This window comes from Variovorax sp. F042, from assembly GCF_057814215.1.
This window is the reverse complement of record NZ_JBVASX010000003.1, coordinates 409219-434620: the sequence shown is the minus strand read 5'-3', so window position 1 is coordinate 434620 and position 25402 is coordinate 409219. Positions and strand designations below refer to the sequence as shown.

Sequence of the window (25402 nt, the reverse complement as noted above, 5' to 3'; positions counted from 1 at the left end):
CTTCAGACCACCGTTCCGCTGACTTCGCCGAGGCCGATGCGCACGGCGCCCGCGCGCTCGCAGTAACCGCGAATGATCAGCGTGTCCCCGTCTTCCAGGAACGTGCGCTTCTCGCCATTCGGCAGCGTGATCGGCTGCTTGCCGCCCAGCGTCAGTTCCATCATCGAGCCGGCCTCGTCGGGCTTCGGGCCCGACAGCGTGCCCGAGCCCAGCAGGTCGCCCGGCTGCAGGTTGCAGCCGTTCACCGTGTGATGAGCGATGAGCTGCGCGGCCGTCCAGTAGGCGGCCTCGGTGGTGTTGCCGCGCGTGAGCAGCGCTGGTGCAACGCCCTCGGCGCGCATCTTCGCGGTCTGCAGCAGCACTTCAAGCGTGATGTCGAGCGCGCCGCTCTCGCGGTTCGATGCCGAGTCGAGATACGGCAGCGGCTGCGGGTCTTCCGCGGGCCGCTCGAACTTCGCACGGAACGGCGCCAGCGCCTCCATCGTCACGATCCACGGCGACAGCGAGCTCGCGAAATTCTTCGAGAGGAAGGGGCCGAGCGGCTGGTACTCCCAGGCTTGCACGTCGCGCGCCGACCAGTCGTTGAGCAGCGTCACGCCGAACAGGTGGTCTTCGGCCTCGCCGATGGCAATGGGTTCGCCCTGCGCGTTGCCGCGGCCTACCAGGAAGCCCAGCTCCAGCTCGTAATCGAGCCGCTTCGAGGGGCCGAAGCTCGGCGATGCGGCGTCGGGCGCCTTGGTCTGGCCCTGCGGGCGCTTGAAGCTCTGGCCGCTCACGACGATGGACGAGGCGCGGCCGTGATACCCGATGGGCACCCACTTGTAGTTGGGCAGCAGCGGCTGGTCGGGGCGGAACAGCTTGCCGACGGTGGTCGCGTGATGGATGCCCGTGTAGAAGTCGGTGTAGTCGCCGATGCGGCAGGGCACCGTCATCTCGGCCTTGGCCTGCGCCAGCAGCGCCTTCGACCACGCGGCCTGCTTGTCGCTGCCTTCGGCGAGGCCAGCGGAGATTGCGGCGCGCAGGGCCTGGCGGTCCTTGATGCCGGCGTTCATCAGCACGTTCATGTCGTCGGTGTCGACGAGGCCCGCTGCGCGCAGGTCGAGTACCTGGTCGCCGATGGCGACGCCGATGCGGAAAGCCTCGCTGCTGCCGGCCGTGCGGAAGCGGCCGAGGGGCAGGTTCTGGATCGGGAAGTCGGTGCCGGCTTCATTGGCCGAGGCGACCCAGCTGCGCAGCTTCGGGTCATGGGTGGCGTTCAGTGCGGTCATGGATGTCTTTCTGTGAATCGGTTCAGTCTGCGGTCATGCCGGCCTTCTTGGCCACATCGCCCAGGCGCTTGTATTCGGTCTCGGTCAGCGTGGTCAGCTCCTGCGGGGTCGAGCCGCGCGGCGAGAAGCCGGCCTGCGCCAGCTTGGCCTTCACGTCAGGCATGGCAAGCGCTTCGACGAAGGCCTCGTTCAGCGCCTTGACGATCGGCGCCGGCAGCTTTGCCGGGCCGTACACGCCGAACCACGGCTCCAGCGCGTAGCCCTTGAGCCCGGCTTCGGCCATCGTCGGCACGTCGGGCAGCGAAGGCGAGCGCGTGGGGCCCGCCACTGCCAGCGCGCGCAGCTTGCCCGCCTGTATGTGCGGCAGCGAGGCCGGCAGGTTGTCGAACATCACGCCGATGTTGTTGCCCAGCATGTCGGTGATGGCCGGGCCGCTGCCCTTGTAGGCGACGTGCACGAGCTCGGTGCCGGTCATCTGCGCGAACATCACGCCGGCCAGGTTCATCGAGGTGCCGGCGCCCGCGGTGGCGTAGGGCAGGCCGGGGTTCTTCTTCGCGGCGGCAACGAGGTCGGGCACGGTCCTGATGGCCGAGGCGGTCGGCACTTCGAGCACGATGGTCGAGGTGCCCAGCAGGCTGATGGCCGTGAAATCCTTGCGTGGGTCGAAGGCCATCGACTTGTAGATGTGCGGGTTCAGCGCGTTCGTCGAGATGGCGCCGAAGCCGATGGTGTAGCCGTCGGGCGCGGCCTTGGCCACGGCGTCCATGCCGATGTTGCCGCCCGCGCCGCCGCGGTTGTCGATCAGCACCGGCTGGCCCAGCTTCTCCGAGACCTTCTGGCCCACGGTGCGCGCCACCAGGTCGGTGGTGCCGCCCGGCGTGTAGGGCACGATGAAGCGGATGGGCTTCGTCGGAAAGTCGGCGGCCTGTGCGATGTGCACGAGGAAGGGCGCCGCCAGCAGCGCCACGGCCGCCGCCCGGCGGGTGAGGGTGAATGAGTTCTTCATGCCTTGAACTGGTCCTTCAGTCCCGCCCAGCAGTCCGCGTAGTCGGTGTCCAGCGCAGGGCTCTTCAGCGCGAAGTTCGTCGGAATGAAGCGGTAGCGGCTCTCGAACATGAAGGCCAGCGTGTTGTCCAGCTTGTGCGGTTTCAGGTCGGCATGCGTGGCCTTGTCGAAGGCTTCCTCGTCGGGGCCGTGCGGCACCATGCAGTTGTGCAGGCTCGCGCCGCCGGGCTTGAAGCCGCCCGGCTTGGCGTCGTATTCGCCCAGCACCAGGCCCATGAACTCGCTCATGAGGTTGCGGTGGAACCATGGCGGGCGGAATGTGTTCTCCATCACCATCCAGCGCGGCGGGAAGATCACGAAGTCGCAGTTGGCCGTGCCGGGCGTGTCGCTGGGCGAAGTCAGCACGGTGAAGATCGACGGATCGGGATGGTCGAAGCTGATCGAGCCGATCACCATGAAATGCGCCGTGTCGTACTTCACCGGCGACAGGTTGCCGTGCCAGGCGACCACGTTGAAGGGCGACTGCTTCATCGGCGCCTGCCAGAAGCGGCCGCCGAACTTCTTGACGATTTCGTAGGCGCCTTCTTCCGATTCGAAAGCCGCCACGGGCGCCTGGAAGTCACGCGCGTTGGCCAGGCCGTTCGAGCCGATGGGGCCGAGCTCGGGCAGGCGGAAGTGCGCGCCGTAGTTCTCGCACACGTAGCCGCGCGAGAGCCCGTCGGGCAACGCCACCTTGAAGGCCATGCCGCGCGGCAGCACCGCGATTTCGCCGGGCTTCACGTCGAGCACGCCCAGTTCAGTCGTGATGACGAGGCGGCCCTGCTGCGGCACCAGCAACATCTCGCCGTCGGCGTTGACGAAGGCGCGGCGCTCCATCGAGCGGCCCGCGAGATACATCAGCGAGCCGATGCCGACCTGCGACTCGGCATCGCCGTTGGCCGCGATGGTGCGCATGCCGTCGACGAAGTCGATGTCGGCCGCGCCGTCCAGCGGCTGCGGATGCCAGCGCAGGGGCTCGGGCGGCAGGGGGATCTCGCGGTCGGCGCCGGTCGTCCAGTGCGCCTGCGCGTAGGGCTGGTAGCGGCCCGAGACCACCGAGGGCTGGCGACGGTACAGCCAGGTGCGGCGGTTCTCGTGGCGCGGCGCGGTGAAGGCGGTGCCGGAGATCAGCTCGGTGTACAGGTCGAAGGGCCCGCGCTGCGGGTTGTTGCGGCCCTGGGGCAGGGCGCCGGGCACCGCCTCGGAGGCGTATTCGTTGCCGAAGCCGCTCTGGTAGCGCCGTTCGGAGGCTGGGGTTGCTGGGGTCATGGGCTTCTCTTTCGAAAGTCGCAATGAGGAGATCGGAATGCGTGCAGCCTAGCCGGCACGCGCCGCTTCGAAGGCTTCGCGCACCACGGCGAGCGAGCCTACGTGGTTGGCCAGCACGAGCACGAGGCGCGCATTGAAGGCATGGCTTTCTTCGGTGGAAAGCCCTTGATGCGCCTCGATGAGCGCTTCGTAGAAGTCGTCGGGCGCTTCGAGGTTCGGTGCGGTGGTCAGGTGCTGTTGCTGCTGCATGGTGTTCACGCCTTTGCCAGTGCGCGGCTGATGGCTGCGCGGATGTTTGCCGCCGTGGGTCGTCTCCAGCGCGCGCAAACGTGCTGGTCGGGCCGCAGCAGGTAGACGGTGCCGGGCTGCGCGTCGTAGCGCTGGGTAGCGAGTGCGACGTCGGCGCCGCCGCCTTCCACGTGCACCACGTGCAGCGGAAAGTCGCTCGCCTTCAGCGCCTGCAGGCTCCGCTCGGCCGTCTCACCCTGGCCGAACACGAGTGCGGTGAACTGCGAGACATGGCACTCGCGCAGCAGCCAGCCGGTGCTGCCATCGGCGTGCACGACAGGCGCATCGGCCGCCGCGGCGCCCGGCACCATCACACCGGCGAAGGCTTCGGCATCGGCCGTGTTGAGCGGCGAATCGCGCAGCACCGTGGCCACCGAAAGCCGCCCGCTGTTGACCAGCGTGCGCGCAAAGGCGTGGCGCTTGGTCAGCTCCAGCACCGCGTCGCGGAAGAGGCGGCTCACCTCGCTCTTGGGCGTGATGAAGTCGGTGGCGCGTGTGGAATTGCGGATGTTCTCGTCGGCCGCGAACTCGCGCTCGCTGGCGTAGCTGTCGAGCAGCGCATCGGGCGCGTCGCCCCGCACCACCGCCGCGAGCTTCCACGCGAGGTTGTCCGCGTCCTGCACGCCCGAGTTGGCGCCGCGTGCGCCGAAGGGCGACACGCCGTGCGCCGAGTCGCCCGCGAACAGCACGCGGCCGTGGCGGAAGTGCTCCATGCGCTGGCAGGCGAAGGTGTAGACGCTGGCCCAGCCGATCCGGAACTGCACGCCTTCGAAGCCGATGCTGTCGAGCAGCGCACGCACGCGCGGCGTGATGTTCTCGGGCTTGCGTTCTTCCACCGGGTCGGCGTCCCAGCCGAGTTGGAAGTCCACGCGCCACATGCCGTCGGCCTGCTTGTGCAGCAGCACGCTCTGGCCGGGGTGGAACGAAGGGTCGAACCAGAAGCGCCGCTCGGTGGGCAGGTGCGCGTCCATCGTGATGTCGGCGATCAGGAAGCGGTCGCGGAACACGCGGCCTTTTGCTTCCTGGCCCAGCAGCTGGCGCAGGTTGGAGCGCGAGCCGTCGCAGGCGGCAACGTAGTCCGCGTGCAGCCGGTAGTCGCCCTCGGGCGTCTCCACGGTCAGCACCGCGCCGTCGTCGCGCTGCTCGATGCCCGTGACCTTGTTGTTCCAGCGCAGGTCGATCAGCGGCAGCGTGGCCGCGCGCTCGACGAGGTAGCCCTCGACGTAGTACTGCTGCAGGTTGATGAAGGCCGGGCGCTCGTGGCCGGGCTCGGGCAGCAGGTCGAAGCGGTAGACCTGCTCGTCGTGGAAGAACACCTTGCCGACGTTCCACGACACGCCCTTGTCGACCATGCGGTCGCCGCAGCCGAGGCGGTCGAAGATCTCCAGCGTGCGCTTGGCGAAGCAGATCGCGCGCGAGCCGCTTGAGAGGGTGTTGTCGTTGTCGAGCAGCACCACGGGCACCTGCCGCAGCGCAAGGTCGATGGCCAGCGCGAGGCCGACCGGGCCGGCGCCGACGATCACCACCGGGTGGCGGGCGGGCGTGGCCGAGTCCTGGTCAGCGTGGCGGCGATAGTCGAAGCGCAGGCTCTGATAGTCGATCACGTGTTGTCTCCGTGTCTTCTTCTGTCGTCTCGCGCAATCAGCCTTCCAGTGCCTTCCACATCTCGATGTCGCGCTCGGCCGTCCACACGCGCGGGTCGGCATGGCCCGAGGCCTCGTCGTAGGCGCGGCTCACGTCGAAGGGCATGCAGTGGTCGAAGATCACCCACTGGCTGTACTTGGGCTTGAGCTTCTCGTAGGTGTCCTTGTAGACCGCGTTCAGGTCGCGCCCGGCCTTCACGCCCTCTTGCACGCTGGCGTACACGTCGGAGATGAAGTTGCGCGTGCCGGTCAGGCCCTCGGCCACTTCGGCCGGCGTGGTCAGCGCGGCGCCGCGGCCCGGTACCAGCGCGGCGGGCTTCAGGGCGGCGATGTTGTCCAGCGTCTGCGGCCAGTCCTTGAAGTAGGCGTCGCCGGCATACGGCGTGGCGCCGAACTCGACCAGGTCGCCCGACAGCAGCGTCTTCTCGCCCGGCAGCCAGACGACGGTGTCGCCCTTGGTGTGGCCGCGGCCGAGCTGGATCAGCTGCACTTCCAGCTTGCCGAGCCACAGCGTCATCTTGCCGGTGAAGGTCATGGTGGGCCAGGTCAGGCCGGGCGGCACCGTCTCGACGTTCTGGAACAGGCGCGGGAAGCGGCCGATTTCGCTGGCCTTGTCTTGTTCGCCGCGCTCGACGATCAGGTCGCGCGTGTCCTGGCTGGCCAGGATGTGTTCGGCACCGTAGCCCGCCGCGCCCAGCACGCGCACCGCGTGGTAGTGCGTGAGCACCACGTACTTGATGGGCTTGTCGGTCACTTCGCGGATGCGGCGCACCACGTCGGCCGCCATGGCGGGGGTGGCCTGGGTGTCGGCCACCAGCACGCAGTCGTCGCCGATGACGATGCCGGTGTTGGGGTCGCCCTCGGCGGTGTAGGCCCAGGCATGTTCGGAGATCTGGCTGAAGGTGATCTTCTTTTCTTCCATGTCGGCCTGGCTGGCGAATTTCTTGGCTTGGCTCATCGGTTGTCTCCGTCTGTGGGGTGGGGGTGGGTGAGTTTCGGGATTTGGAATTCGTCTAATCTGAACGAATTCACAGTGAACGAATTTTCCGCAGTGTAAGCCGCTGATCAGTTAATGTCTAATCCCTTCTTCATGAACGAACGACCAGAAGGCGAGGCCGGCCATGGCAGCCAGTGACACCGACCGCGCCCAGCGCGGCATCCAGAGCATCGAAGTCGGCGGCCAGCTGCTGCGCGCGCTGGTGCACCACGGCCGGCCCATGGCGCTGAAAGACCTGGCGCGGGAAGCCGATATGACGGCCGCCAAGGCGCACCCGTACATGGTCAGCTTCGGGCGCCTGGGCCTGATCGAGCAGGACCGTGCCAGCGGCCACTATCTGCTCGGCCCGCTTGCCTTGCAACTGGGGCTCATCAGCCTGCAGCAGGCCGACCCGGTGCACATTGCCACCCCGCTGATCGCCCAGCTGGCCCAGCAGACCGGCCACACCGTGGCGCTGGCCGTGTGGGGGGCGCGCGGCGCGACCATCGTGCGCACGGCCGAATCGCCCTCGCCGGTGCACGTGAACATGCGGCACGGCACGGTGTTCTCGCTGACCAACACGGCCTCGGGCCGCGTGTTCGCAGCCTTCCTCGATGCCGACGCGGTGCGCCAGCTGCTCGAGGACGAGCGCCAGCGCCAGAAGCAGCGCAAGGGCACCGAGCCCGCTCCGGCCGCCGGCATGCCGCCGGTGCAGCCGCTGCCCTCGTGGAGCGACTTCGAGCGCCAACTGCAGGAAGTGCGCACGCACGGCATCAGCCGCTCCGACGGCGAGGTCATCGAAGGCGTGAGCGCCATGGCGGCGCCCGTCTTCGACCACACTGGCGCCATCGTGTTGGCCGTGACCGCCATCGGCCCGGCCGGCATCTTCAATACCGCGTGGGACGGCGAGATTTCCCGCGCGCTCAAGGCCTGCGCGGACACCGTGTCGCAACGCCTGGGCGCTACCGCCAACCCGCCTGCCGCGAATCTCCCCAGACCAGAGCGATGACGCCAGTCACACCAGACATCTCTTCTTCTCTTCGCGCAGCCATTGAGCTGCTGAACAATGCCCGGCGCATCGTCGTCTTCTCCGGCGCCGGCCTGTCGCGCGCCTCGGGCATCCCGACCTACCGCGACGCCGACGGCCTGTGGAAGAACCAGAACGCACTGCAGTTCTCGCATGCCGAAGACCTTCAGCGCGACCCTTCGGGCTTCACGAAATTCTGGGCGCAGCGCCTGTCGCTGATCGAGTCTGCGCAGCCCAACCCGGGCCACACCGCGCTGGCGCTGCTGCAAAGGCTGCGTCCTGCCACCCGGCTGGTCACGCAGAACGTCGACGGCTTGCTGACCCAGGCAGGCGGGCTAGACGTGCTCGAACTCCACGGCTCATTGCGCCGCTGGCGCTGCGACCGCTGTGGCAACCGCAGCGGCCCATGGCCCTTTCACCGCTGCCTGCGCTGCGGCTCGCACGCGCGGCCCGACGTGGTGATGTTCGGCGAGATGCTGAACGAAGGCGTGCTGCTCGACGCGCAGGTTGCCGCTCAGGAGTGCGATCTGTTCATGGTGGTCGGCAGCACGACCATCGTCTACCCGGCGGCCGAGCTGCCGCAGACGGCGCTGGCGCATGGCGCGCGGCTCATCGCGCTCAACCTGGAGCCGCTGCCGCACCTGGACGAGGCGGCGACCGTGGTGCTGCGCGGCGCCTCGGAAGACCTGCTGCCACAGCTGCTGGCAGCCTTGCCAGGCCTCAGGGGCTGAGGGCGATCAGCCCTTCTTGCCGCCCAGCAGCACCAGCGCTCCGCCCACCACGATCACGGCCACGCTGGCCCAGGTGGGGAAGTTGACAGTCTGCTTCTCCTTCATCGAGAACTCCAGCGGGCCGAGCTTGGCCTCGTGGGTTTCCTTGGTGAAGCTGAAGCTGCCGAGGCCCAGGGCGGCGATGCCGGCCACGATCAGCAGGATGCCGACGATGCGTGTTGCGTTCATGGGGTCGATCCTCCGTCCGTTGAATGGCTGCTATTGCCGGGGTTGCTGCGGCGTTTGCTGCTGCAACTGGTCCACCCATTGCACCACCTCGGCCATCGCGGCATCGCTGGCCGAGATCAGCGCCTTCACGCCGCCGGGTGCGTCGGCGCTGGAAGCAGGGCGGCGCACGGTGAAAGTGCGCTGGCCGAGCACGCGGTCGCCGGCGGGCGCGCTGCGGACCAGCGTGGCGCGCAGGCGCACCAGCCCCACGCTGGCGCTGGCCGAATCGAAGTAGTGGCTGAACTCGTCGAGCGAGATGCGCAGCGTGTCGGGCGTCTCGCCTCGGCTGCGCGAGATGGTGGCGCTTTCTTCGGGGCCGAGCACGGTGCGGCGCTCCGACAGCGTGTCGCGCAGCCGTTGGCGCAGCAGCTGCGCGGGCGGCAGGCTCCAGCGCGACTGGCCGTAGGGGCGCAGCTCGTTGGCGTCGGCGTACCCCAGCCGGTAGAGGATCTGCGTGCCGTCCAGGCGGGAGTTGCTGTCGAACTCGGCGAGCGCCAGCGTGGGAAGGGTGGCCGCGGCAGGCGCAGCGGCAGCAGCAGGCGCCGTCAGGCCGGGGCCGAAGTCGTACAGCGTGGTGCGTGCGGGCTTGTCCGGCAGCGCACCGCAGCCTGCGACCAGCAGCGCGGCGCCGAGCGCGATGCCGGCCGGGTTCATCAAGGAGCGAATGGCGTTCTTCATGGTGGGTGGTCCTCCCTGGATGCTGCTCAGGGCCGCGTCGCAGCGGGCGCGCTGAACCCCGGCTCGCCCGGGCCCGCGACTGCGCCGCCGTTGCCGAACAGCAGCGATTGCGGGTTGTCGTTGATGTTGTCCGCCGCGCGGCCCAGCCGGCGCACGGCGTGCGAAGTGTCGTCGGCCACGCGGTTCACACGCGGCAGCGTCGCCGCGTTGAACGAATCGACCGCCTGCGCCAGCGCCTTGGTGCCGTCGCTCAGCCGCTCGACCGGGCCGTCGGGCGCGTTCAGCCGGCCCACGGTGGTGTTGAAGTTGGTGGCTACGCGCGAGACGTCGCCGGCCGCCTTCTTCACCGAGGCCAGCGTGTCGGGCAGCTTCGTCAGTGCGGGGTTCAGTCCGGTCTTCACCGTGTTGTCGAGCGTCTTGAGCAGCGTGTTGGCGCTGGCCGATGCGGCCGCGATGTTCTCCAGCGCTTCGGCCGCGCGCTTCTGGTTGGGGTCGCTCAGCAGCTGGTTGGCGCGCTTCGTCACTTCCTCGACCTGGTTGATGATGGCCTCGCCGCGGTCCTGCAGCTGCGCCAGCATCGAGGGCTTGAGCGGAATGCGCGGCGGGTTGTCGTCGTCCGGCTTCAGCGACACCGTCGACTCGCCCTTGTCGTCCAGCGCGATGAAGGCCAGGCCGGTCACGCCCTGGTAGCTCAGCGTGGCAAAGCTGGAGGTGGTGAGCGGTACGCGCTCGTCGACCGTGATGCGCACGCGCACATTGCCTTTCACCTTGGGGTCGAAGTCGATCGACGCCACCTTGCCCACCGCGATGCCGCGGTAGCGCACCATGGCCTGCGGCTGCAGGCCGCTGACGGCGTCGCGCGTGGACAGCTCGTAGATGTTGCGCACGGTGTTGTCGCGCGTGAACCAGATCACCAGCCCGACGAGCGCGGCGATCAGGCCGAGCACGAAGGCGCCGGCGGCGAGGGCGTGGGCCTTGTTTTCCATGGTGGCTACCTACCTTTCAGCGACCCGCCTCGGCGGCGGGCTGCGACGGAGATTGTTCGGCGGGCTTGTCGTGCAGAGCCTCCAGGGCGCGCTGGCCGCGCCCGCCGAGAAAGTATTCGTGGATGAAGGGATGCGGGTACGCGATGACTTCGCGCGCCGCGCCGGTGACGATCACCTTCTGGTCGGCCAGCACCGCGATGCGGGTGCTCAGGTCGAACAGTGTGTCCAGGTCGTGCGTGACCATCACCACCGTGAGGCCCAGCTCGCGGTGCAGGCCGCGCAGCAGGTCGCAGAAACTGTCGGATGCCTCGGGGTCGAGGCCGGCCGTGGGCTCGTCGAGCAGCAGCAGCGGCGGGTCCATGATGAGCGCGCGCGCCAGCGCCACGCGCTTGATCATGCCGCCCGAGAGGTCTGATGGACTCTTGTTCGCATGCTGCGGGCCCAGGCCCACCATCTGCAGCTTCACCAGCGCCGCGTGGCGGATCAGCTCGTCGGGCAGCAGCTTCAGCTCGCGCAGCGGAAAGGCGATGTTCTCCAGCACGCTGAAGGCCGAGAACAGCGCGCCGTGCTGGAACAGCATGCCCACGTTGGCCGCGCCCGATGCGCTGAGCTCGCCAGGCTCCTGGCCCAGCACCTCGACGTGGCCGCGCGTGGGTTTCTCGAGCCCGAGGATCTGGCGCAACAGCACCGTCTTGCCGGTGCCCGAGCCGCCGACCAGCGACAGCACCTCGCCACGGTCGATGTGCAGCTGCAGGTCGCGGTGCACCACCTGTTCGCCGTCGGGACTCTGGAACACCGTCCACAGGCCGCGGATGTCCACCACGGTGGTGTAGGTGTCGGAGCGTACGGGCATGCTCATGGTGTCAGGCCCTGAATCCGATGCCCTTGAAGAGCACTGCGAAGAGCGCGTCTACAAGGATCACCGCGGTGATCGACGTGACGACCGACTGCGTGGTGCCGCGCCCGAGGCTCTCGGTGTTGGGCTTGACCTTCATGCCGAAGTAGCAGCCGATCAGCGCAATCAGGATGCCGAACACCGCCGACTTGGCCAGCGCCAGCCAGAGGTTTGAAATCGGCACCGCGCGCGGCAGCGCCGAAAGAAAGTAGGCGGGCGAAATATTGAGCGCCGCATCGGCCGCCAGCATGCCGCCCGCGAGCGCCGCCATCGAAGTCCAGAGGCTGATCAGCGGCATTGCAATGGCCAGCGCCAGCACGCGCGGCATCACGAGGCGAAAGCCGTGCGGGATGCCCATCACGCGCATTGCGTCGAGTTCTTCCGTTACCCGCATCACGCCGATCTGCGCCGTGATGGCCGAGCCCGATCGCCCGGCGATCAGCACGGCTGCCAGCACCGGCCCCAGTTCGCGGATCAGCGAGAGCCCGAGGATGTTCACCACGAAAGTCTCGGCGCCGTACTGCCGCAATTGCTGCGAGATCAGGTAGGCCAGCACCACGCCGATCAGCAGCCCGACCAGCGCCGTGATGTGCAGCGCCGTGGCGCCGAACTGATACAGGTGTCCCGAGAAATCGCGCCACGGCCCGCGGTGCGGCGCGCGGATCAACCGGCCCACGTCGAGCGCCAGCTGGCCGATCAGGCTCGTGAAGTCGCGCACCACGTACATCGCGCGCGGCCCGTTGTGCGAGAACGTGCGGATGCGGTCGCTCAGCGAGGGCGGGGGCTCGTCCGGCGTGGCGACGGTGTACTGCGCCACCTGGTCGAGCACGGCCTTGTGCTGCGGCAACATTTCGAGCGTGGCCGGCCACTGGTGGCGCCAGTGCTCCCACAGCAACTGCGCGCCGATGTGGTCGAGCTGCCCGATGGGGCGCAGGTCCCACGCGCGGTCGTCGGCGGGCGGGGCGGTTTCCAGGCTTTTGGCCAGCGCCTGCCAGGCCGGCTTGGACGACATAGCCAGCGTGGTCCAGCAGCCGCTGGCCACCGTCCACTGGCGGCCCTCCTGCTCCCGCTGCTCGACGCGAGGCCACGCGCTGTCGGCGGCGGAGGCGTCGGCAGTCGATGTGGCAGGGGACATAGGGCGGGTGAGCGGGAAAGTTAACAAAGGCGGGGGTGGAAGCGCGCATCGTAACCGGGTGCATCCAGTGTGAAGGTGCTCCAGACCCCTCGTTTGCGTAGGGCACAACGCCGTTTCTTCAGGTTTTCTTCAGGGCAGGTGCGATCACGCTGAAAAGCCCTCGGACAGGGCTTCACGCAACCACCCCACAAAGGCCGTCACAGCCTGCGGCACATGCGTGGCGTAGGGCCGTATTGCATACAGCCGCTCGCCGAAAGCACCCACCGAGCGCCACTGCGGCAGCACCTGCTGCAGCTTGCCCGACTGCAGCGCCGCCTGCGCGCTGAAATCGGGCACCAGCGCAATGCCAAGCCCGCTCAGGGCCGCATCGCGCAGCGCCTCGCTGTTATTCGCGACCAGCGGCCCCGAGACCGGCACCGTGATGCGCGGCGCCGAGGCCTTTGCCTCGAAGTGCCAGGTCGGCGTTTCCTGCGCGCGCGGGTAGTGCAGGCAGTCGTGCTCCGCCAGCGCCTGCGGCTCGCGCGGCGTGCCGCGGCGGCGCAGGTAGGCACGGCTGGCCACCAGCACCGAGCGGGTTTCGCACAGCGTCCAGGCCACGTGCGTGTCGGGCGGCGCGGCCGTGTGGCGGATGGCCAGGTCGAAGCCCTCCATCGCCAGCGAGCTGAGCCGGTCCGACAGATCGAGCTCGAGGCGCACTTCGGGCTGCACGCGCAGGAAGTCGGCCAGCCGCGGCACCAGCTGCTGGCGCGCGAAGGCCACCGGCGCCGTCACCCGCACCAACCCGCGCGGCACCCCCGCGAGGTCGCGCACGCCCGCGAAGCTGTGGGCAATCTGCTCGAAGGGGCCGCGCATGTCTTCCACCAGCCGCTGGCCGGCCTCGGTGAGCCGCACGCTGCGCGTGGTGCGCTGCACCAACGGCGCGCCGGCCGCGCGCTCCAGCTCGGCGATGCGCTGGCTCATGGCTGCCTTGCTCACACCCAGGCGCAGCGCCGCGGCCGTGAAGCTGCCCTGTTGCGCCAGCACTGTGAGCCAGTGAAGGTGCGTCCAGAGCGACTCGATATTTTGGGGTTTCATGGTTCTATTGTTCGCTATTCTGAACAATAAGTTCAGTCTTCGTGACTAGGCGCGGAACAAGGTGCTGCCTAAACTGATTGCACTCTTCCGTCAGCGAAAGCCCTTTTAGGCCCTCCCCATGCCCACCTCCATCGACCACTTCATCGCCGGCAAGCCTGCCGCCAACACCTCCGGCCGCACGCAGGACGTGACCAACCCCGCCACCGGCGCCGTCACCGGCAAGGTCGGCCTGGCCGACACCGCGCAGGTCGCGGCCGCCGTCGCCGCCGCGCAGGCCGCCTTCCCGGCCTGGGCCGACACCCCGCCCATCCGCCGCGCGCGCGTCATGTTCAAGTTCCTGCAGCTGCTCAACGAGCACAAGGACGAGCTGGCCCACCTCATCACCGCCGAGCACGGCAAGGTCTTCACCGATGCGCAGGGCGAAGTCAGCCGCGGCATCGACATCGTCGAGTTCGCCTGCGGCATTCCGCAACTGCTCAAGGGCGACTTCACCGACCAGGTGAGCACCGGCATCGACAACTGGACGCTGCGCCAGCCGCTCGGCGTGGTCGCCGGCATCACGCCCTTCAACTTCCCGGTGATGGTGCCGATGTGGATGTTCCCGGTGGCCATTGCCGCGGGCAACACCTTCGTGCTCAAGCCCAGCCCGACCGACCCGAGCGCCTCGCTGCGCATGGCCGAACTGCTGACGGAAGCCGGCCTGCCCGACGGCGTGTTCAACGTCGTGCAGGGCGACAAGGCCGCGGTCGACGCGCTGCTCGAACATCCGGACGTCAAGGCCATCAGCTTCGTCGGCTCCACGCCCATCGCCAACTACATCTACGAAACCGGCGCACGCCACGGCAAGCGCGTGCAGGCCCTGGGCGGCGCGAAGAACCACATGGTGGTGCTGCCCGACGCCGACATCGACCAGACGGTCGACGCGCTGATCGGCGCGGGCTACGGCTCGGCCGGCGAACGTTGCATGGCCATCAGCGTGGCGGTGCTGGTCGGCGACGTGGCCGACAAGATCATTCCCAAGCTCATCGAACGCACGAAGACACTGAAGGTGCTCAACGGCACCAATCTCGCCGCCGAGATGGGCCCGATCGTCACGCGCGCCGCGCACGAGCGCATCACCGGCTATATCGACCTGGGCGAGAAGGAAGGCGCGAAGCTGCTGGTCGACGGCCGCAACTTCAATGGAAGCACCGCTGGCGAAGGCTGCGGCGACGGTTTCTGGATGGGCGGCACGCTGTTCGACAACGTCACGCCCGAGATGCGCATCTACAAGGAAGAAATCTTCGGCCCGGTGCTCAGCTGCGTGCGCGTGGCCAACTTCAAGGACGCGGTCGACCTCGTCAACGCGCACGAATTCGGCAACGGCGTGAGCTGCTTCACCCGCGACGGCAACGTGGCGCGCGAGTTCAGCCGCCGCATCCAGGTCGGCATGGTCGGCATCAACGTGCCGATCCCGGTGCCCATGGCCTGGCACGGCTTCGGCGGCTGGAAGCGCTCGCTGTTCGGCGACATGCATGCCTACGGCGAAGAGGGCGTGCGCTTCTATACCAAGCAGAAGTCGGTGATGCAGCGCTGGCCCGAGAGCATCGGCAAGGGCGCCGAGTTCGTGATGCCGACTGCCAAGTAAAAGCAGGCCCCCCGGCCACCGTCGCCGGGGTCTCTCCGATCCTTCGGGTTCTGAAACGTTTCTTCCGTAGAGTTCGCCATGACCGCCTAGAAACCCGGACGCATCCCGCGTCCAGCATCAGAAGACCAGAGAGGACCGAGGAGACATGGCTGCGAACAACAACACGAGGACTTTCCGAAACCCGGCTTCGGCCGGCGGCGCGCTCTGGCGGCTGCTGGCCCTGGCCGTGGCGCTCGTTGCGGCGCCGACGCTGCACGCGGCCGGCGTGCTCAGCGTGAGCCCGCAAGGCGAAGCGCGCGACGTGCGGCAGGTGTCGATCCGCTTCGACGCCGACATGGTGCCGCTGGGCCAGAGCGAAGGGGCCGAGCCCGCGAACGTGCAGTGCTCGCCGCAGACGCCGGCAGGGCGCGCGCGCTGGATCGGTCCGCGCGCCTGGGCCTTCGAGTTCGAGAAAGATGTGCGTGGTGGGACGCGATGCAATGTCGTGTTCAAGGCTGGGCTGAAGACGCTGGCGGGCGAGGCCGTGACCACGCCGCCGGCTGCGAGCTTCGTGGCCGGCCCCCATGGTTTCTCTACTTCCTTTCCGGCCGAGGGCTCGCAGGTTGCGCCCGACCAGGTCTTCCTGCTGCGCCATTACGACCCCCAGCCCGTGGGTGATCCGCAGACGCTGGCGGCCGGCTTCACCTGCGAGCTGCGCGACGGCGACAAGGTGCAGAGCCAGCCGGCAGAGCTGGTCACCGGGGCCGCCCTGACCTCGGCGCTGCGCGCAGCCCAGTCGGGTACCTACGCGTTGGCACTGCGCTGCGCGCAGCCGCTGCCCGAAGGCGTGCAATTGCGCTTGCGCCAGGTGCCCGTGGACGGTGCCGAGCCGAAGCTCTTCAACTACACCACCCGTCCGCGCTTCACCGCGCGTGTCGAGTGCACGGTGCTCGACTACCCCCAGGGACAGAAGGCCTGCGACCCGCGACGGCCGGTCGAACTGACTTTCTCCGCCGGCATCGGCCTCATGAGGTCCGGCGGCATTCGCCTGACCGACGCGTCGGGCGCCGACCTGTCTTTCGATGCCGTCGACACATGGCGTCGTGACGAGGTTCGGCAGTTGCGCGTGATGCCGCCCAAGGGCAGCTTCGGCGAGGGAGCCCGCTTCACTGTGCGCCTGCCCGAGGACTTCCGCGACGTGCTCGGCCGGCCGCTGGTCAACGCGTCGGAGTTTCCCAAGACAGTCGAATTCGCTCGCCTGCCGCCATATCTGGGTGTGGCCAATTCTCTCGCCGTCATGCCGTGGCAAGCCGGCAAGTCCGACGCAGTGGCGGCCTTTGCCGTGCGCCGCGTCGAGAAGTCGGTGCCGCTGCGGCAATGGCGGCTCGGCGGCGAGATGGGCGTGGGCATCGAGGCCTACGCCATCGAACTGCTGCAGAGCCAGCAGGCCGGCCAGTGGCCCACCGAAGAGCTGAACGCCAAGGCAGGGGCACCGCGTACATCGACGCTGGCCACGCAGGGCGATGCGATGGAATTCGTCGGTGTGCCGCTCGCCGCGCCCGGCTTGCACGTGGTGCGCGCCGACAGCGCCGCCTTCACGCAATACATCGACACACGCCCGCTTGGTCCGAACGAAACCCGGGATGCCTCGCCACGCCAGCGCTATGCGGTGGTGCAGGCCACCAACCTCAACCCCGGCGCGAGCTTCGGCAATGCAGGTGCTTCGGTGATCTGGGTCACCGCGTTCGACAGCGCCAAGCCGGTGGCGGGCGCCGACGTGGCCGTGTACTCGTGCAACCGCGAACTGCTTTGGCGCGGCAAGACCGACGCGCAGGGCCTGGCCCGGCCGGACGAGGCCTTGCGTGGCAAGCTGGCGTGCAGCAACAACACCCGCGCCGTGACGCCACGCTACGGTGGCGGCGGCAACAACAGCCCTTGGGTGGTGGTGCGCGCCGGCGACGACATGGCGCTGATGCAGGTCTTCGCAGGGTGGAACGGCTTTCCCCTAGGCCGCGATGCGCAGAACTTCCGCGCCCACACCGTGCTCGACCGCACGCTGTTCAAGGCAGGCGAGACCGTCAGCATGCAGCACGTCGTGCGGCTGCTTGAAAGCCGCGGCTTCGCGCTGCCGCCGGCAGGCACGCTCGATATCGAGATCCGCTACAGCTGGAGCGACAAGGTGAGCACGTCCAGTGTGCCGCTCGGCCCCGACGGGAGCGGCACCAGCCAATGGACGATCCCGTTCGACGCCAAGCTCGGCAACTACACCGTGTTGGTGTTGCAGGGCGGCCGGCAGCTGGCCAGTGCGCAGTTCCAGGTCGAGGAGTTCCGCACGCCAGTGTTCGACAGCGAACTGCGCATCAAGGCGCTGTGGGAGCGCGACGCTCAACTCGCGGTGGTCGATGCGCGGCTGAGCTACTTCGCCGGCGGCGCCGCGGCCGGGCTGCCGGTGACCGTGCAGCAGGGCTGGGCGCGCCAGGTGCAAGGTCCGCAGCCCGGCTACGCGTTCTACGACGAAACGCTCGATGCCGTGCCTGCCATGCCGCCGTCCATTCCACCGCAGGCCACGAAGCTCGATGCCGCCGGCAGGACGCAACTGCGGCTCAAGACGCCATCGCTGGAACGGCCGATGCTGCTGCAGACCGAGCTGAAGTTCCAGGACCCCAACGGCGAAACCCAGACCGTCGGCGCCAGCACCATGCTGTGGCCCGACCGCATGAAGCTCGGCCTGCGCGTGCGGGCGAAAGACCGGGATCGGCCGCAGGCCATCGAAGGCATTGCACTCGACGACCAGAACCGGCCGGTGGCCGACGAACCCGTGAGCGTGCGTGTCAAGCCGGTGCAGCGGAACTGGAACAACGGACAGACGCGAATCACCGACCTCGGCCCCGAGGTGGATGTGTGCAGCACCCGCACCGACGCGCAAGGGCGGTGGGCCTGCGAGTGGCAGTTACCCGCCGCGGTGTCGGGCCAGCAGCTGCCCGAGCAATGGCTGTTCAGCGCGAGCGCCAGCAGCCTGAAGCACAGCCGCGCCGTCGTGCGCACCGACATGCTGCAGTACCGCTGGACACTGGGCTGGCAGGAGGCGCTGGCCCGTTCAGCGCTGCAGCTGGAGAACGGACCGGCCTTCGGCCCTGGCGAGACCGCCATCGTGATCGCGCGTCCCGAGCGTCTGCCGGCGAACCTGCTGCTCACCGTGGAACGCGAAGGTGTGATGGCAGCCAGCGTGCATGCGATCACCGCGATGGCGCAGCGCATCGAACTGCCGCTGACTGCGCAACATGCGCCCAACGTGCATCTGGCGGCGCGCTATGTGTATCCGCTGCAGGACGCAGGCAAGGACGCACCGCTGGCGAGCGTGCAGCGCGCGGAGGTGTCGGTGCGTCCCGACGCGTGGACGCTTTCCGTCGGTTTGCGTCCCGAGGCTGCAACGGCGCGGCCGCGCACGCAGCTGCCGATGGAGGTGGCGGTGCGCGATGTCGCCGGCCAGCCCGTGGGGGGCGCGCGCGTCACACTGGTCGCGGTGGACCAGGCCCTGCTGGCGCTCAAGCCCAATGGCACCTGGGCGCTGGCCCGGGCGATGCTCGCGGCGCGCGGCAACTCGGTCACCAGCACGGCGCTCGATGCCCGCCTGTTGCGCCGGGTCGAGCTCGGTCTGCAGCCGCAGCACCGGCCGGACGACGAGGCCGCGCGCGGCTTGTTCGGCGCCGTACCGGGCGCTCCGGCCCCGGTCGCGGCCGCCGCGATGCGCGCCTCGAAGCCGGACGCGCCGGACGAGCCGCCCCCGCGCACTGACCTCTCCTCGCTCATCCTCTGGCGCACCGACCTGCGCACCGACGCCCAAGGCATAGCCCGCGCCACCGTGCCGCTCAACGACGCACTCACCCAGTTCCGCATCGTCGCCATCGCCAGTGCGGGCGAGGCGCAATTCGGCCAGGGCGAAACCACCATCACCAGCACGCAGCCGCTGCAGATCTTCAGCGGCCTGCCCGAGCTGCTGCGCGCGGATGATGCCATCGTGCAGAAGCTCAGCCTGCGCAACACGGGCGCGTCGCCGCTTGCCGTGGTGCTCAAGGCCGAGGCCGTCGTTGAGCCCAATGGCGAATGGTCCGGCGCACGCGATGTGGTGCCCGCCGATGCATTGGCCGCGCGCGGCCTGAAGATCGAGCGCCATGTGCAGCTTGCGGCTGGCCAGACGCAGGAAGTGCTGTGGCCTGTGGCCGTGCCCGGTGGCGCCGGCACGCTGCGCTGGCGCATCAGCGCGCAGGGCGGCGAAGAGCGCGACGCGCTGGAGATCACGCAGCGCGTGGTGCCAGCACTGACCGCCACGGTGCGCCAGTCGACGCTGCTGTCGGTGGCCGACGCGGGCGCGGTGCCCGTCGTGCAACCGCGCGATGCCGTGCCGCTCACAGGCGGCGTGCGCGTGGCGCTGCAGTCCAGCCTCGTGGATGCAGCGCTGGCCGAATCCACGCGCTGGATGGCGCAGTACCCGTACAGCTGCCTCGAGCAGCAGAGCTCGCGCTACGTGTCGCTCGACGACCGCGCGAGCTGGGACAAGCTGATGGCCCAGCTGCCCAAGTACATCGACGGCAAGGGGCTGGCGCGCTACTTCCCCGAGTCCTCGCTGTCCGGCAGCGAGATGCTCACCGTGCAGCTGCTCGACCTCGCCCACGCCAAGAGCTGGCCAGTGCCCGAGGCACCGCGCCGCCAGATGCTCGACGCGCTCGATGCCCTGCTTCAAGGCCGCATGGCCGCGCAAGACTGGGCGCCGCGCAATTACCTGGAGCCGCAGCAGCTCGCCGCGCAGGCAACGCTGGTGGAGCATGGCCGCGCGAAGATCGTGGTCAAGCCCAAGGCGCTCGACGCACTCTCGGCCCAATCGCTGGTCGACTGGTCGCGCGCGCTCATGGCGATGCCCGCCGATGCCGAGCGCGATGCTGCGCTGAAGGAAGCCGGCGCGCAGCTGCGCAGCCGCTTCGACGTGCAGGGCACGCGCCTGCGCTGGCGCGATGAATCGTCGCTGCACTGGTGGTGGTTCATGTGGAGCGGCGACAGCACCGCCGCGCGCATGGCCCTGCTCGCGCAGCAATGGGCCGAGACCGACGCAAGCTGGAAGGCCGATGCGCCGCTCATCACGCAAGGGCTGGTCGGCCGCCAGAGCGCCGGCCGCTGGAGCACCACCACCGGCAATGCTTGGAGCACGGTCGCGCTGCGCCGCTTCCAGCAGCAGTTCGAAGCCGGCCCGGTCGATGGCGTGACGCGTGCCACGCTGGGCCGCGCCACGCGCGATGCGGCGTGGACCGATGCCAAGGCTCCGAGTGTGCTGCTGCCCTGGCCAGCCCAAGGCGCGCAAGGCACGCTGCAGTTGCGCCACGAAGGCAGCGGCAAGCCATGGGCCACCATCAGCACGCTGGCAGCAGTGCGCAACACGCAGCCCGTCGCCAACGGCCTGGTGGTGCGCCGCAGCGTCGCGCCGGTCGAGCAGAAGCGCAAAGGCCAGTGGTCGGTGGGCGACGTCTACCGGGTGCGGCTGGACCTCGAATCGACCGCCGAGCAGACCTGGGTGGTGGTGCGCGACGCCGTGCCCTCGGGCGCGAGCCAGCTCGGCCGCGGCCTGGGCCGCGAGAGCAATCTCGCGCAGCGCGGCGAGACCAGCGAGGGCTGGGCCTGGCCCAGCTACATCGAACGCGCCACCGACAGTTACCGTGCGTACTTCCGCTACGTGCCGCGCGGCAACTGGCGCGTGGAATACACCGTGCGGCTGAACAACGCGGGCGACTTCAAGCTGCCCCCGACGCGCGTGGAGGCCATGTACGCGCCCGAAGTTTTCGGCGAGGGCACCGCCCAGACCATGACCGTGAAACCCTGAGAAAAAAGATGAGAGACAACGACAACACCTTCGACTACATCATCATCGGCGCGGGCACCGCCGGCTCGCTCATGGCGAACCGGCTCAGTGCCGACAAGAGCAAGCGCGTGCTGCTCATCGAAGCGGGCCGCAAGGACGACTACCACTGGATCCACATTCCGGTGGGCTACCTGTACTGCATCGGCAATCCGCGTACCGACTGGCTCTACAGCACCGAGCCCGACGCCGGCCTCAACGGCCGCGTGCTGCGCTACCCGCGCGGCAAGACGCTGGGTGGCTGCTCCAGCATCAACGGCATGATCTACATGCGCGGCCAGTCGCGCGACTATGAGCACTGGGCCGATCTCACCGGCGACGAAGGCTGGCGTTGGCAGAACGTGCTGCCGGCCTTCAAGAAGCACGAGGACTTCTACCTCGGCGCCGATGAAATGCATGGCGCCGGCGGCGAGTGGCGCATCGAGAAACAACGCCTGCGCTGGGACATCCTCGACGCCTTTGCCGAAGCCGCTTCGCAGGCCGGCGTGCCGCACACTGCCGACTTCAACCGCGGCAACAACGAAGGCGTGGGCTACTTCCAGGTCAACCAGAAGAACGGCTGGCGCTGGAACACCGCCAAGGCCTTCCTGCGCCCGACCTGCTATGGCAGGCCCAACTTCGAGCTCTGGACCGGCGCGCAGGTGTCGCGCCTGCTGTTCGAGACGCTGCCCGACGGCACGCGCCGCTGCACCGGCGCCGAGGTGTGGAACGGCAGCGAGATGACCACTGCGCACGCCACGCGCGAAGTGATCCTGAGCGCGGGCGCCATCGGCTCGCCGCAGATCCTGCAGCTCTCGGGCATCGGCCCGGCCGATCTGCTGCGCCAGCACGGCATCGACGTGGTGCTCGACGCACCAGGTGTCGGCGCCAACCTGCAAGACCATCTGCAGATCCGCGCGGTCTACAAGATCGAGGGCGCGCCCACGCTCAACGTGATGGCTTCGTCGATGGTCGGCAAGGCGAAGATCGGCCTCGAATATCTGCTCAAGCGCAGCGGCCCGATGAGCATGGCGCCGTCGCAGCTCGGCGCCTTCACGCGCAGCTCGCCCGATCGCGAATGGCCCAATCTGCAGTACCACGTGCAGCCGCTGTCGCTCGATGCCTTCGGCGATCCGCTGCACAGCTTTCCGGCCTTCACCGCGAGCGTGTGCAACCTCAACCCCACGAGCCGGGGCTCGGTGCGCATCAAGAGCAAGCGATTCGAAGACGCGCCGGCCATCGCGCCCAACTACCTGAGTACCGACGAAGACCGCAAGGTGGCGGCCGATTCGCTGCGCGTCACGCGCCGCATCGCCGAGCAGCCTGCGCTTGCCAAGTACAAGCCGCAGGAGTGGAAGCCCGGCGTGCAGTACCAGACCGACGAAGACCTGGCGCGCCTGGCCGGCGACATCGCCACGACCATCTTCCATCCGGTCGGCACCACGAAGATGGGTGCCGGGAGCGACCCTATGGCCGTGCTCGATTCGCAACTGCGGGTGCGTGGGATTCAGGGCCTGCGCGTGGTGGATGCGGGCGCGATGCCGACCATCACCAGCGGCAACACCAACAGCCCTACGCTGATGATGGCGGAGAAGGCCGCCGGCTGGATTCTCGGCGGGGCCGGGGGCTAGCCTCGGCGGCCTGGCCTTTGCCCGCGAGGCGCGCCTTCGCGCCTTCGAGCATCAGGTCCACGCCGATCTCGAACAGCGCGTCGGGCCCGGCCCGGCGGTAGTGGGCGAACGCCTCGGCCAGCAGCGGACGCGAGGCTGCGGCGGCGTCGAGCGCCTGCTGGCGCATCTCCGCGTCGGGCGGCGCCGCCTGTTCTTCCAGCACGCAGCCCACGGTGTAGCGGCCCAGCGCGATCAGCAGCGTCATCGCCTGCGTCGCCGGCACGCCCAGGTTGACCACGGCCGCGAGCTGGGCCTCGACCATGTCGAGGTCGCCCGGATCGGGTTCGGAGCCGGCATGCAGCCGCGCGCCGTCTCGCCGCGCCAGCAGCGCGCGGCGGAAGCTGTGCGCGTTCTCGCGCAGGAACCCGTCCCAGGTCTCGCCAGGCAGCGGCAGCTTGCGCTCGTGGGCGCGGTGCAGGATCTCGCTGTTCATCGCGTCGAGCAGAGCCCGCTTGTTCTTGAAATGCCAGTACAGCGCGGGCTGCTGCACGCCGAGCCGCTCGGCCAGCAGCCGGGTGCTGAGCTTGTCCATGCCGACCTCGTCGAGCAGCGCAAGCGCTGCCTCGAGGATCACTTCGCGGTCCAATTTCATGTCGATCTCGATGCCAGTTCGTGCGGGTACTTCACAGCCTGGAATTTATCGCTGATAATTCCTTATCAATGATAAATTCCAACAGTTCTTCAGCTTCTTTCGCGACGAACGGCCGCCACGCGCAGTTCGTGATTCTCGCGATCGTCACGCTCGACGCCATCGGCATCAGCCTGGTCATGCCGATCGTGCCGAGCCTGCTGCGCGAGGTCGGCCACACCGGCGACCTAGGCTGGCACTTCGGTGCCTTTCTCTCGCTCTATGCGCTGATGCAGTTCCTCTGCGCGCCCGTGCTCGGTGCACTGAGCGACCGCTTCGGCCGCCGGCCGGTGCTGCTGGCTTCTGTGCTGGGCGCGGCTGTCGACGCGCTCTTCATGGCCTTCGCGCCCTCGCTGTGGATGCTGTTCGTGGGCCGCGCGATCGCGGGCATGACGGGCGCGAGCACCGCCGTGGCCTCTGCCGCCATCGCCGACCTCACGCCCGAGCACCAGCGCGCGCGCTGGTTCGGCCGCATGGGCGCCTGCTTCGGCCTGGGCTTCATTGCCGGGCCGGCGATCGGCGGCGTGCTCGGCGACCACGGCGTGCGGCTGCCGTTCATCGCGGCCGCACTGCTCAATGGCGTGACCTTTCTCGTGGGTCTGCTGGTGTTGCGCGAGTCGCGCCCGCCGGCACTCGCGTCGCAGCCCTTCGACCGCGGCGTGCTGCATCCGCTCGCGCCGCTGCGCTGGGCCGGGAGCTTTCCCGCGCTGCTGCCCTTGCTCGGCGTGTTCCTGCTGCTCGTGCTCGTGGGCGAAGTCGCCGGCACGACCTGGGTGCTCTACGGCCAGGACCGCTACGCCTGGAACGGCACCATGGTCGGCCTCTCGCTCGCGGTCTTCGGCCTGCTCCATGCGCTGGTGCAGGGCTTCGTGGCGGGCCCGCTGGTCGAGCGCTGGGGCGAACGCGCAGCCATCGCCGTCGGTACCATCGCCGACGGCACGGGCTATGCGCTGATCGCCTTCGCCACGCAGGGCTGGATGGTGATCGCACTGCTGCCGCTGCTGTGCATGGGCGGCGTCTGCGCGCCCGCGCTGCAGGCGACGCTCTCGGCGGGCGTGGGCGAGGCGCAGCAGGGGCGGTTGCAGGGCGTGCTCGCGAGCATCACCAGCCTGGCCGCGGTGTTCGGCCCGCTGCTCATCAGCCCGCTCTACTTCGCGTTCCGCACGCGCTTTCCGGGCATCGTGTGGCTGGCGGGAGCGTCGCTCTACCTGCTGTGCCTGCCGGTGCTGCTGCGCAGGACCAAGCAAGCCGCCGCGCAGGGCTGACGAATCACTTCTCGATCGTCTTGTTCCAGCGGGCGTTCCACGCAGGCCGGTTCGCGTTGATGCTCTCCCAGTCGATGGTGACAGCGGCCTTCATCCACTTGTTGATGTTCGCCACCTGCGTCGCGCTTTCACCCACGACCGGGGCCTTGGGGTTGGTCGGGATCTGTGCGCCGTACTGCAGCACATTGGCCTGGGCCAGCGGGCTGAGCAGGAACTCGGCGAGCTTCTGCGACAGCTCGGGCTCGCTGTTGTTGGCGATCACGCACTGGGCCGTGACCAGCACCACCGCGCCTTCCTTGGGCGGCGCATATTCGACCGGGATGCCCTTTTCCTTGAGCGCACCCACGATCGTGGGCGTCAGCGGAAAGATCGCCGCCTCGCCGGTCTGGATCATCTCGGACAGCTTGGCCGAACTGGGGATGTACTCCAGCACGTTCGGCCCGATGGTGGTGGGCCAGGCCTTGAAGCCCGGCTCCACGTTCTTGTCGTTGCCGCCCTGGATGCGGTTGAACATCAGGAAGCCGTGCAGCCCGAAGGACGATGACGACATCGACTGGAACACCACCTTGCCCTTGAACTTGGGGTCGGCCAGATCCATCCACGAGGTGGGCGCGGCCCAGCCCTTTTCCTTGAACATCTTGGCGTTGTAGGCAAGACCCGTCATGCCCAGGCTCACGCCGCTGGCCATGTCGTCCTTGAAGCGCGCGGCCGGGTAGATCTCGCTGAGCGACTGGCTGGGCTTCTGCTTCTGGCACAGGCCCATGCCGATGGCGCGCACCATCACGCCGTCGTCCAGGAACATCACGTGCATCTGCGGCTTGTCCTTGTTGGCCTGCGCCTTCGCGAGGATGTCGGACGAGGTGCCGGGCACCACCACCACCTTGGCACCGTAGGCCTTCTCGAAGGCCGGGAAGACGTACTGCGTGTACGCCTTCTCCATGGTGCCGCCGTTCATGCCGATGTAGATGGTCTTGGTCTGCGCGCTGGCGCTGCCGGCGGCTGCGAGCAGCGCGGCAAGGAGGAGAAAGCGGGGGGACTTGGCGATGCGGTACATGGCGATGCTCTCCA

Annotated in this window: 20 protein-coding genes; 6 read left to right on the top strand and 14 right to left on the bottom strand. The window is 68.6% G+C overall.

All coding sequences use genetic code 11. The features are described 5' to 3' along the window. Nucleotides 1-2: 2 nt before the first annotated feature. The 6 genes from fahA to ACZYSP_RS14775 are packed head-to-tail and all read right to left on the bottom strand — an operon-like array spanning nucleotide 3 to nucleotide 6470. Nucleotides 3-1268 carry a fumarylacetoacetase gene (fahA, locus tag ACZYSP_RS14800; protein ID WP_489014890.1) on the bottom strand — a complete coding sequence of 422 codons (1266 nt, stop codon included), beginning with the start codon at nucleotides 1266-1268 and terminating at the stop codon, nucleotides 3-5. 22 nt (nucleotides 1269-1290) lie between these two features. Continuing rightward, complete coding sequence (locus ACZYSP_RS14795; RefSeq protein WP_489014888.1) at nucleotides 1291-2274, bottom strand: Bug family tripartite tricarboxylate transporter substrate binding protein; 984 nt, start codon at nucleotides 2272-2274, stop codon at nucleotides 1291-1293. Beyond that, complete coding sequence (gene hmgA / locus ACZYSP_RS14790; RefSeq protein ID WP_489014886.1) at nucleotides 2271-3581, bottom strand: homogentisate 1,2-dioxygenase; 1311 nt, start codon at nucleotides 3579-3581, stop codon at nucleotides 2271-2273. Before hmgA ends, ACZYSP_RS14795 begins: the two co-directional genes overlap by 4 nt. Before the next feature lie 48 nt (nucleotides 3582-3629). Next, on the bottom strand, nucleotides 3630-3830 hold the full coding sequence (locus ACZYSP_RS14785; RefSeq protein WP_489014884.1) for a DUF2783 domain-containing protein: 201 nt from the start codon (nucleotides 3828-3830) through the stop codon (nucleotides 3630-3632). 5 nt (nucleotides 3831-3835) lie between these two features. After that, entirely contained in the window at nucleotides 3836-5473 is a 1638-nt protein-coding gene (locus ACZYSP_RS14780) for an FAD-dependent oxidoreductase (RefSeq protein ID WP_489014882.1), read from the bottom strand. Nucleotides 5474-5510: 37 nt separating this feature from the next. Beyond that, nucleotides 5511-6470 carry an MBL fold metallo-hydrolase gene (locus ACZYSP_RS14775; protein ID WP_093053563.1) on the bottom strand — a complete coding sequence of 320 codons (960 nt, stop codon included), beginning with the start codon at nucleotides 6468-6470 and terminating at the stop codon, nucleotides 5511-5513. 163 nt (nucleotides 6471-6633) lie between these two features. Between ACZYSP_RS14775 and ACZYSP_RS14770 the strand changes: the two genes are divergently transcribed. Continuing rightward, nucleotides 6634-7497, top strand: a complete 864-nt coding sequence (locus tag ACZYSP_RS14770) for an IclR family transcriptional regulator (protein ID WP_489014880.1) — start codon at nucleotides 6634-6636, stop codon at nucleotides 7495-7497. After that, the gene (locus tag ACZYSP_RS14765; protein WP_093053570.1) at nucleotides 7494-8246 is read left to right on the top strand and encodes an SIR2 family NAD-dependent protein deacylase; all 753 of its coding nucleotides are present in this window, start codon (nucleotides 7494-7496) and stop codon (nucleotides 8244-8246) included. Before ACZYSP_RS14770 ends, ACZYSP_RS14765 begins: the two co-directional genes overlap by 4 nt. Before the next feature lie 6 nt (nucleotides 8247-8252). Here ACZYSP_RS14765 and ACZYSP_RS14760 read toward each other — a convergent pair whose 3' ends face one another. The 6 genes from ACZYSP_RS14760 to ACZYSP_RS14735 form a co-directional block, all read right to left on the bottom strand. Continuing rightward, nucleotides 8253-8474, bottom strand: coding sequence for a hypothetical protein (locus ACZYSP_RS14760; protein WP_093053572.1), 222 nt, complete (start codon nucleotides 8472-8474; stop codon nucleotides 8253-8255). Between the two features lie 30 nt (nucleotides 8475-8504). Next, the gene (locus tag ACZYSP_RS14755; protein ID WP_093076770.1) at nucleotides 8505-9191 is read right to left on the bottom strand and encodes an ABC-type transport auxiliary lipoprotein family protein; all 687 of its coding nucleotides are present in this window, start codon (nucleotides 9189-9191) and stop codon (nucleotides 8505-8507) included. A gap of 26 nt (nucleotides 9192-9217) precedes the next feature. Further along, the gene (locus tag ACZYSP_RS14750; protein WP_097200589.1) at nucleotides 9218-10177 is read right to left on the bottom strand and encodes an MlaD family protein; all 960 of its coding nucleotides are present in this window, start codon (nucleotides 10175-10177) and stop codon (nucleotides 9218-9220) included. Between the two features lie 16 nt (nucleotides 10178-10193). Beyond that, nucleotides 10194-11036 (bottom strand): ABC transporter ATP-binding protein, encoded by an 843-nt coding sequence (locus ACZYSP_RS14745; RefSeq protein ID WP_093053581.1) that lies wholly within the window; start codon nucleotides 11034-11036, stop codon nucleotides 10194-10196. A 4-nt stretch (nucleotides 11037-11040) separates the two neighbouring features. Further along, nucleotides 11041-12207: an MlaE family ABC transporter permease gene (locus ACZYSP_RS14740; RefSeq protein ID WP_489014876.1), complete on the bottom strand. Its 1167-nt coding sequence runs from the start codon at nucleotides 12205-12207 to the stop codon at nucleotides 11041-11043. A gap of 144 nt (nucleotides 12208-12351) precedes the next feature. Further along, nucleotides 12352-13281 carry a LysR family transcriptional regulator gene (locus ACZYSP_RS14735; RefSeq protein ID WP_093053586.1) on the bottom strand — a complete coding sequence of 310 codons (930 nt, stop codon included), beginning with the start codon at nucleotides 13279-13281 and terminating at the stop codon, nucleotides 12352-12354. A gap of 118 nt (nucleotides 13282-13399) precedes the next feature. On the opposite strand from ACZYSP_RS14735, the gene ACZYSP_RS14730 reads away from it, so the two are divergent. The 3 genes from ACZYSP_RS14730 to ACZYSP_RS14720 all read left to right on the top strand — a co-directional run bounded on the left by ACZYSP_RS14730 (nucleotide 13400) and on the right by ACZYSP_RS14720 (nucleotide 22402). After that, nucleotides 13400-14908 carry a CoA-acylating methylmalonate-semialdehyde dehydrogenase gene (locus tag ACZYSP_RS14730; protein WP_093076773.1) on the top strand — a complete coding sequence of 503 codons (1509 nt, stop codon included), beginning with the start codon at nucleotides 13400-13402 and terminating at the stop codon, nucleotides 14906-14908. A 145-nt stretch (nucleotides 14909-15053) separates the two neighbouring features. Next, the gene (locus ACZYSP_RS14725; RefSeq protein WP_489014873.1) at nucleotides 15054-20756 is read left to right on the top strand and encodes an alpha-2-macroglobulin family protein; all 5703 of its coding nucleotides are present in this window, start codon (nucleotides 15054-15056) and stop codon (nucleotides 20754-20756) included. Between the two features lie 8 nt (nucleotides 20757-20764). Beyond that, entirely contained in the window at nucleotides 20765-22402 is a 1638-nt protein-coding gene (locus ACZYSP_RS14720) for a GMC family oxidoreductase (RefSeq protein WP_093053593.1), read from the top strand. Here ACZYSP_RS14720 and tetR read toward each other — a convergent pair. Continuing rightward, nucleotides 22344-23033, bottom strand: coding sequence for a tetracycline resistance transcriptional repressor TetR (gene tetR, locus ACZYSP_RS14715; RefSeq protein ID WP_093053596.1), 690 nt, complete (start codon nucleotides 23031-23033; stop codon nucleotides 22344-22346). The two genes, ACZYSP_RS14720 and tetR, sit on opposite strands and share 59 nt — an antisense overlap. A gap of 68 nt (nucleotides 23034-23101) precedes the next feature. Between tetR and tet the strand changes: the two genes are divergently transcribed. Beyond that, a complete protein-coding gene (gene tet, locus ACZYSP_RS14710; RefSeq protein WP_489014870.1) occupies nucleotides 23102-24334 on the top strand; it encodes a Tet(A)/Tet(B)/Tet(C) family tetracycline efflux MFS transporter in 1233 nt (410 codons plus the stop codon). A gap of 4 nt (nucleotides 24335-24338) precedes the next feature. Here the strand turns inward: tet and ACZYSP_RS14705 are convergent, their stop codons facing one another. Next, nucleotides 24339-25388, bottom strand: a complete 1050-nt coding sequence (locus tag ACZYSP_RS14705) for an ABC transporter substrate-binding protein (RefSeq protein WP_489014868.1) — start codon at nucleotides 25386-25388, stop codon at nucleotides 24339-24341. Nucleotides 25389-25402: the final 14 nt, after the last annotated feature.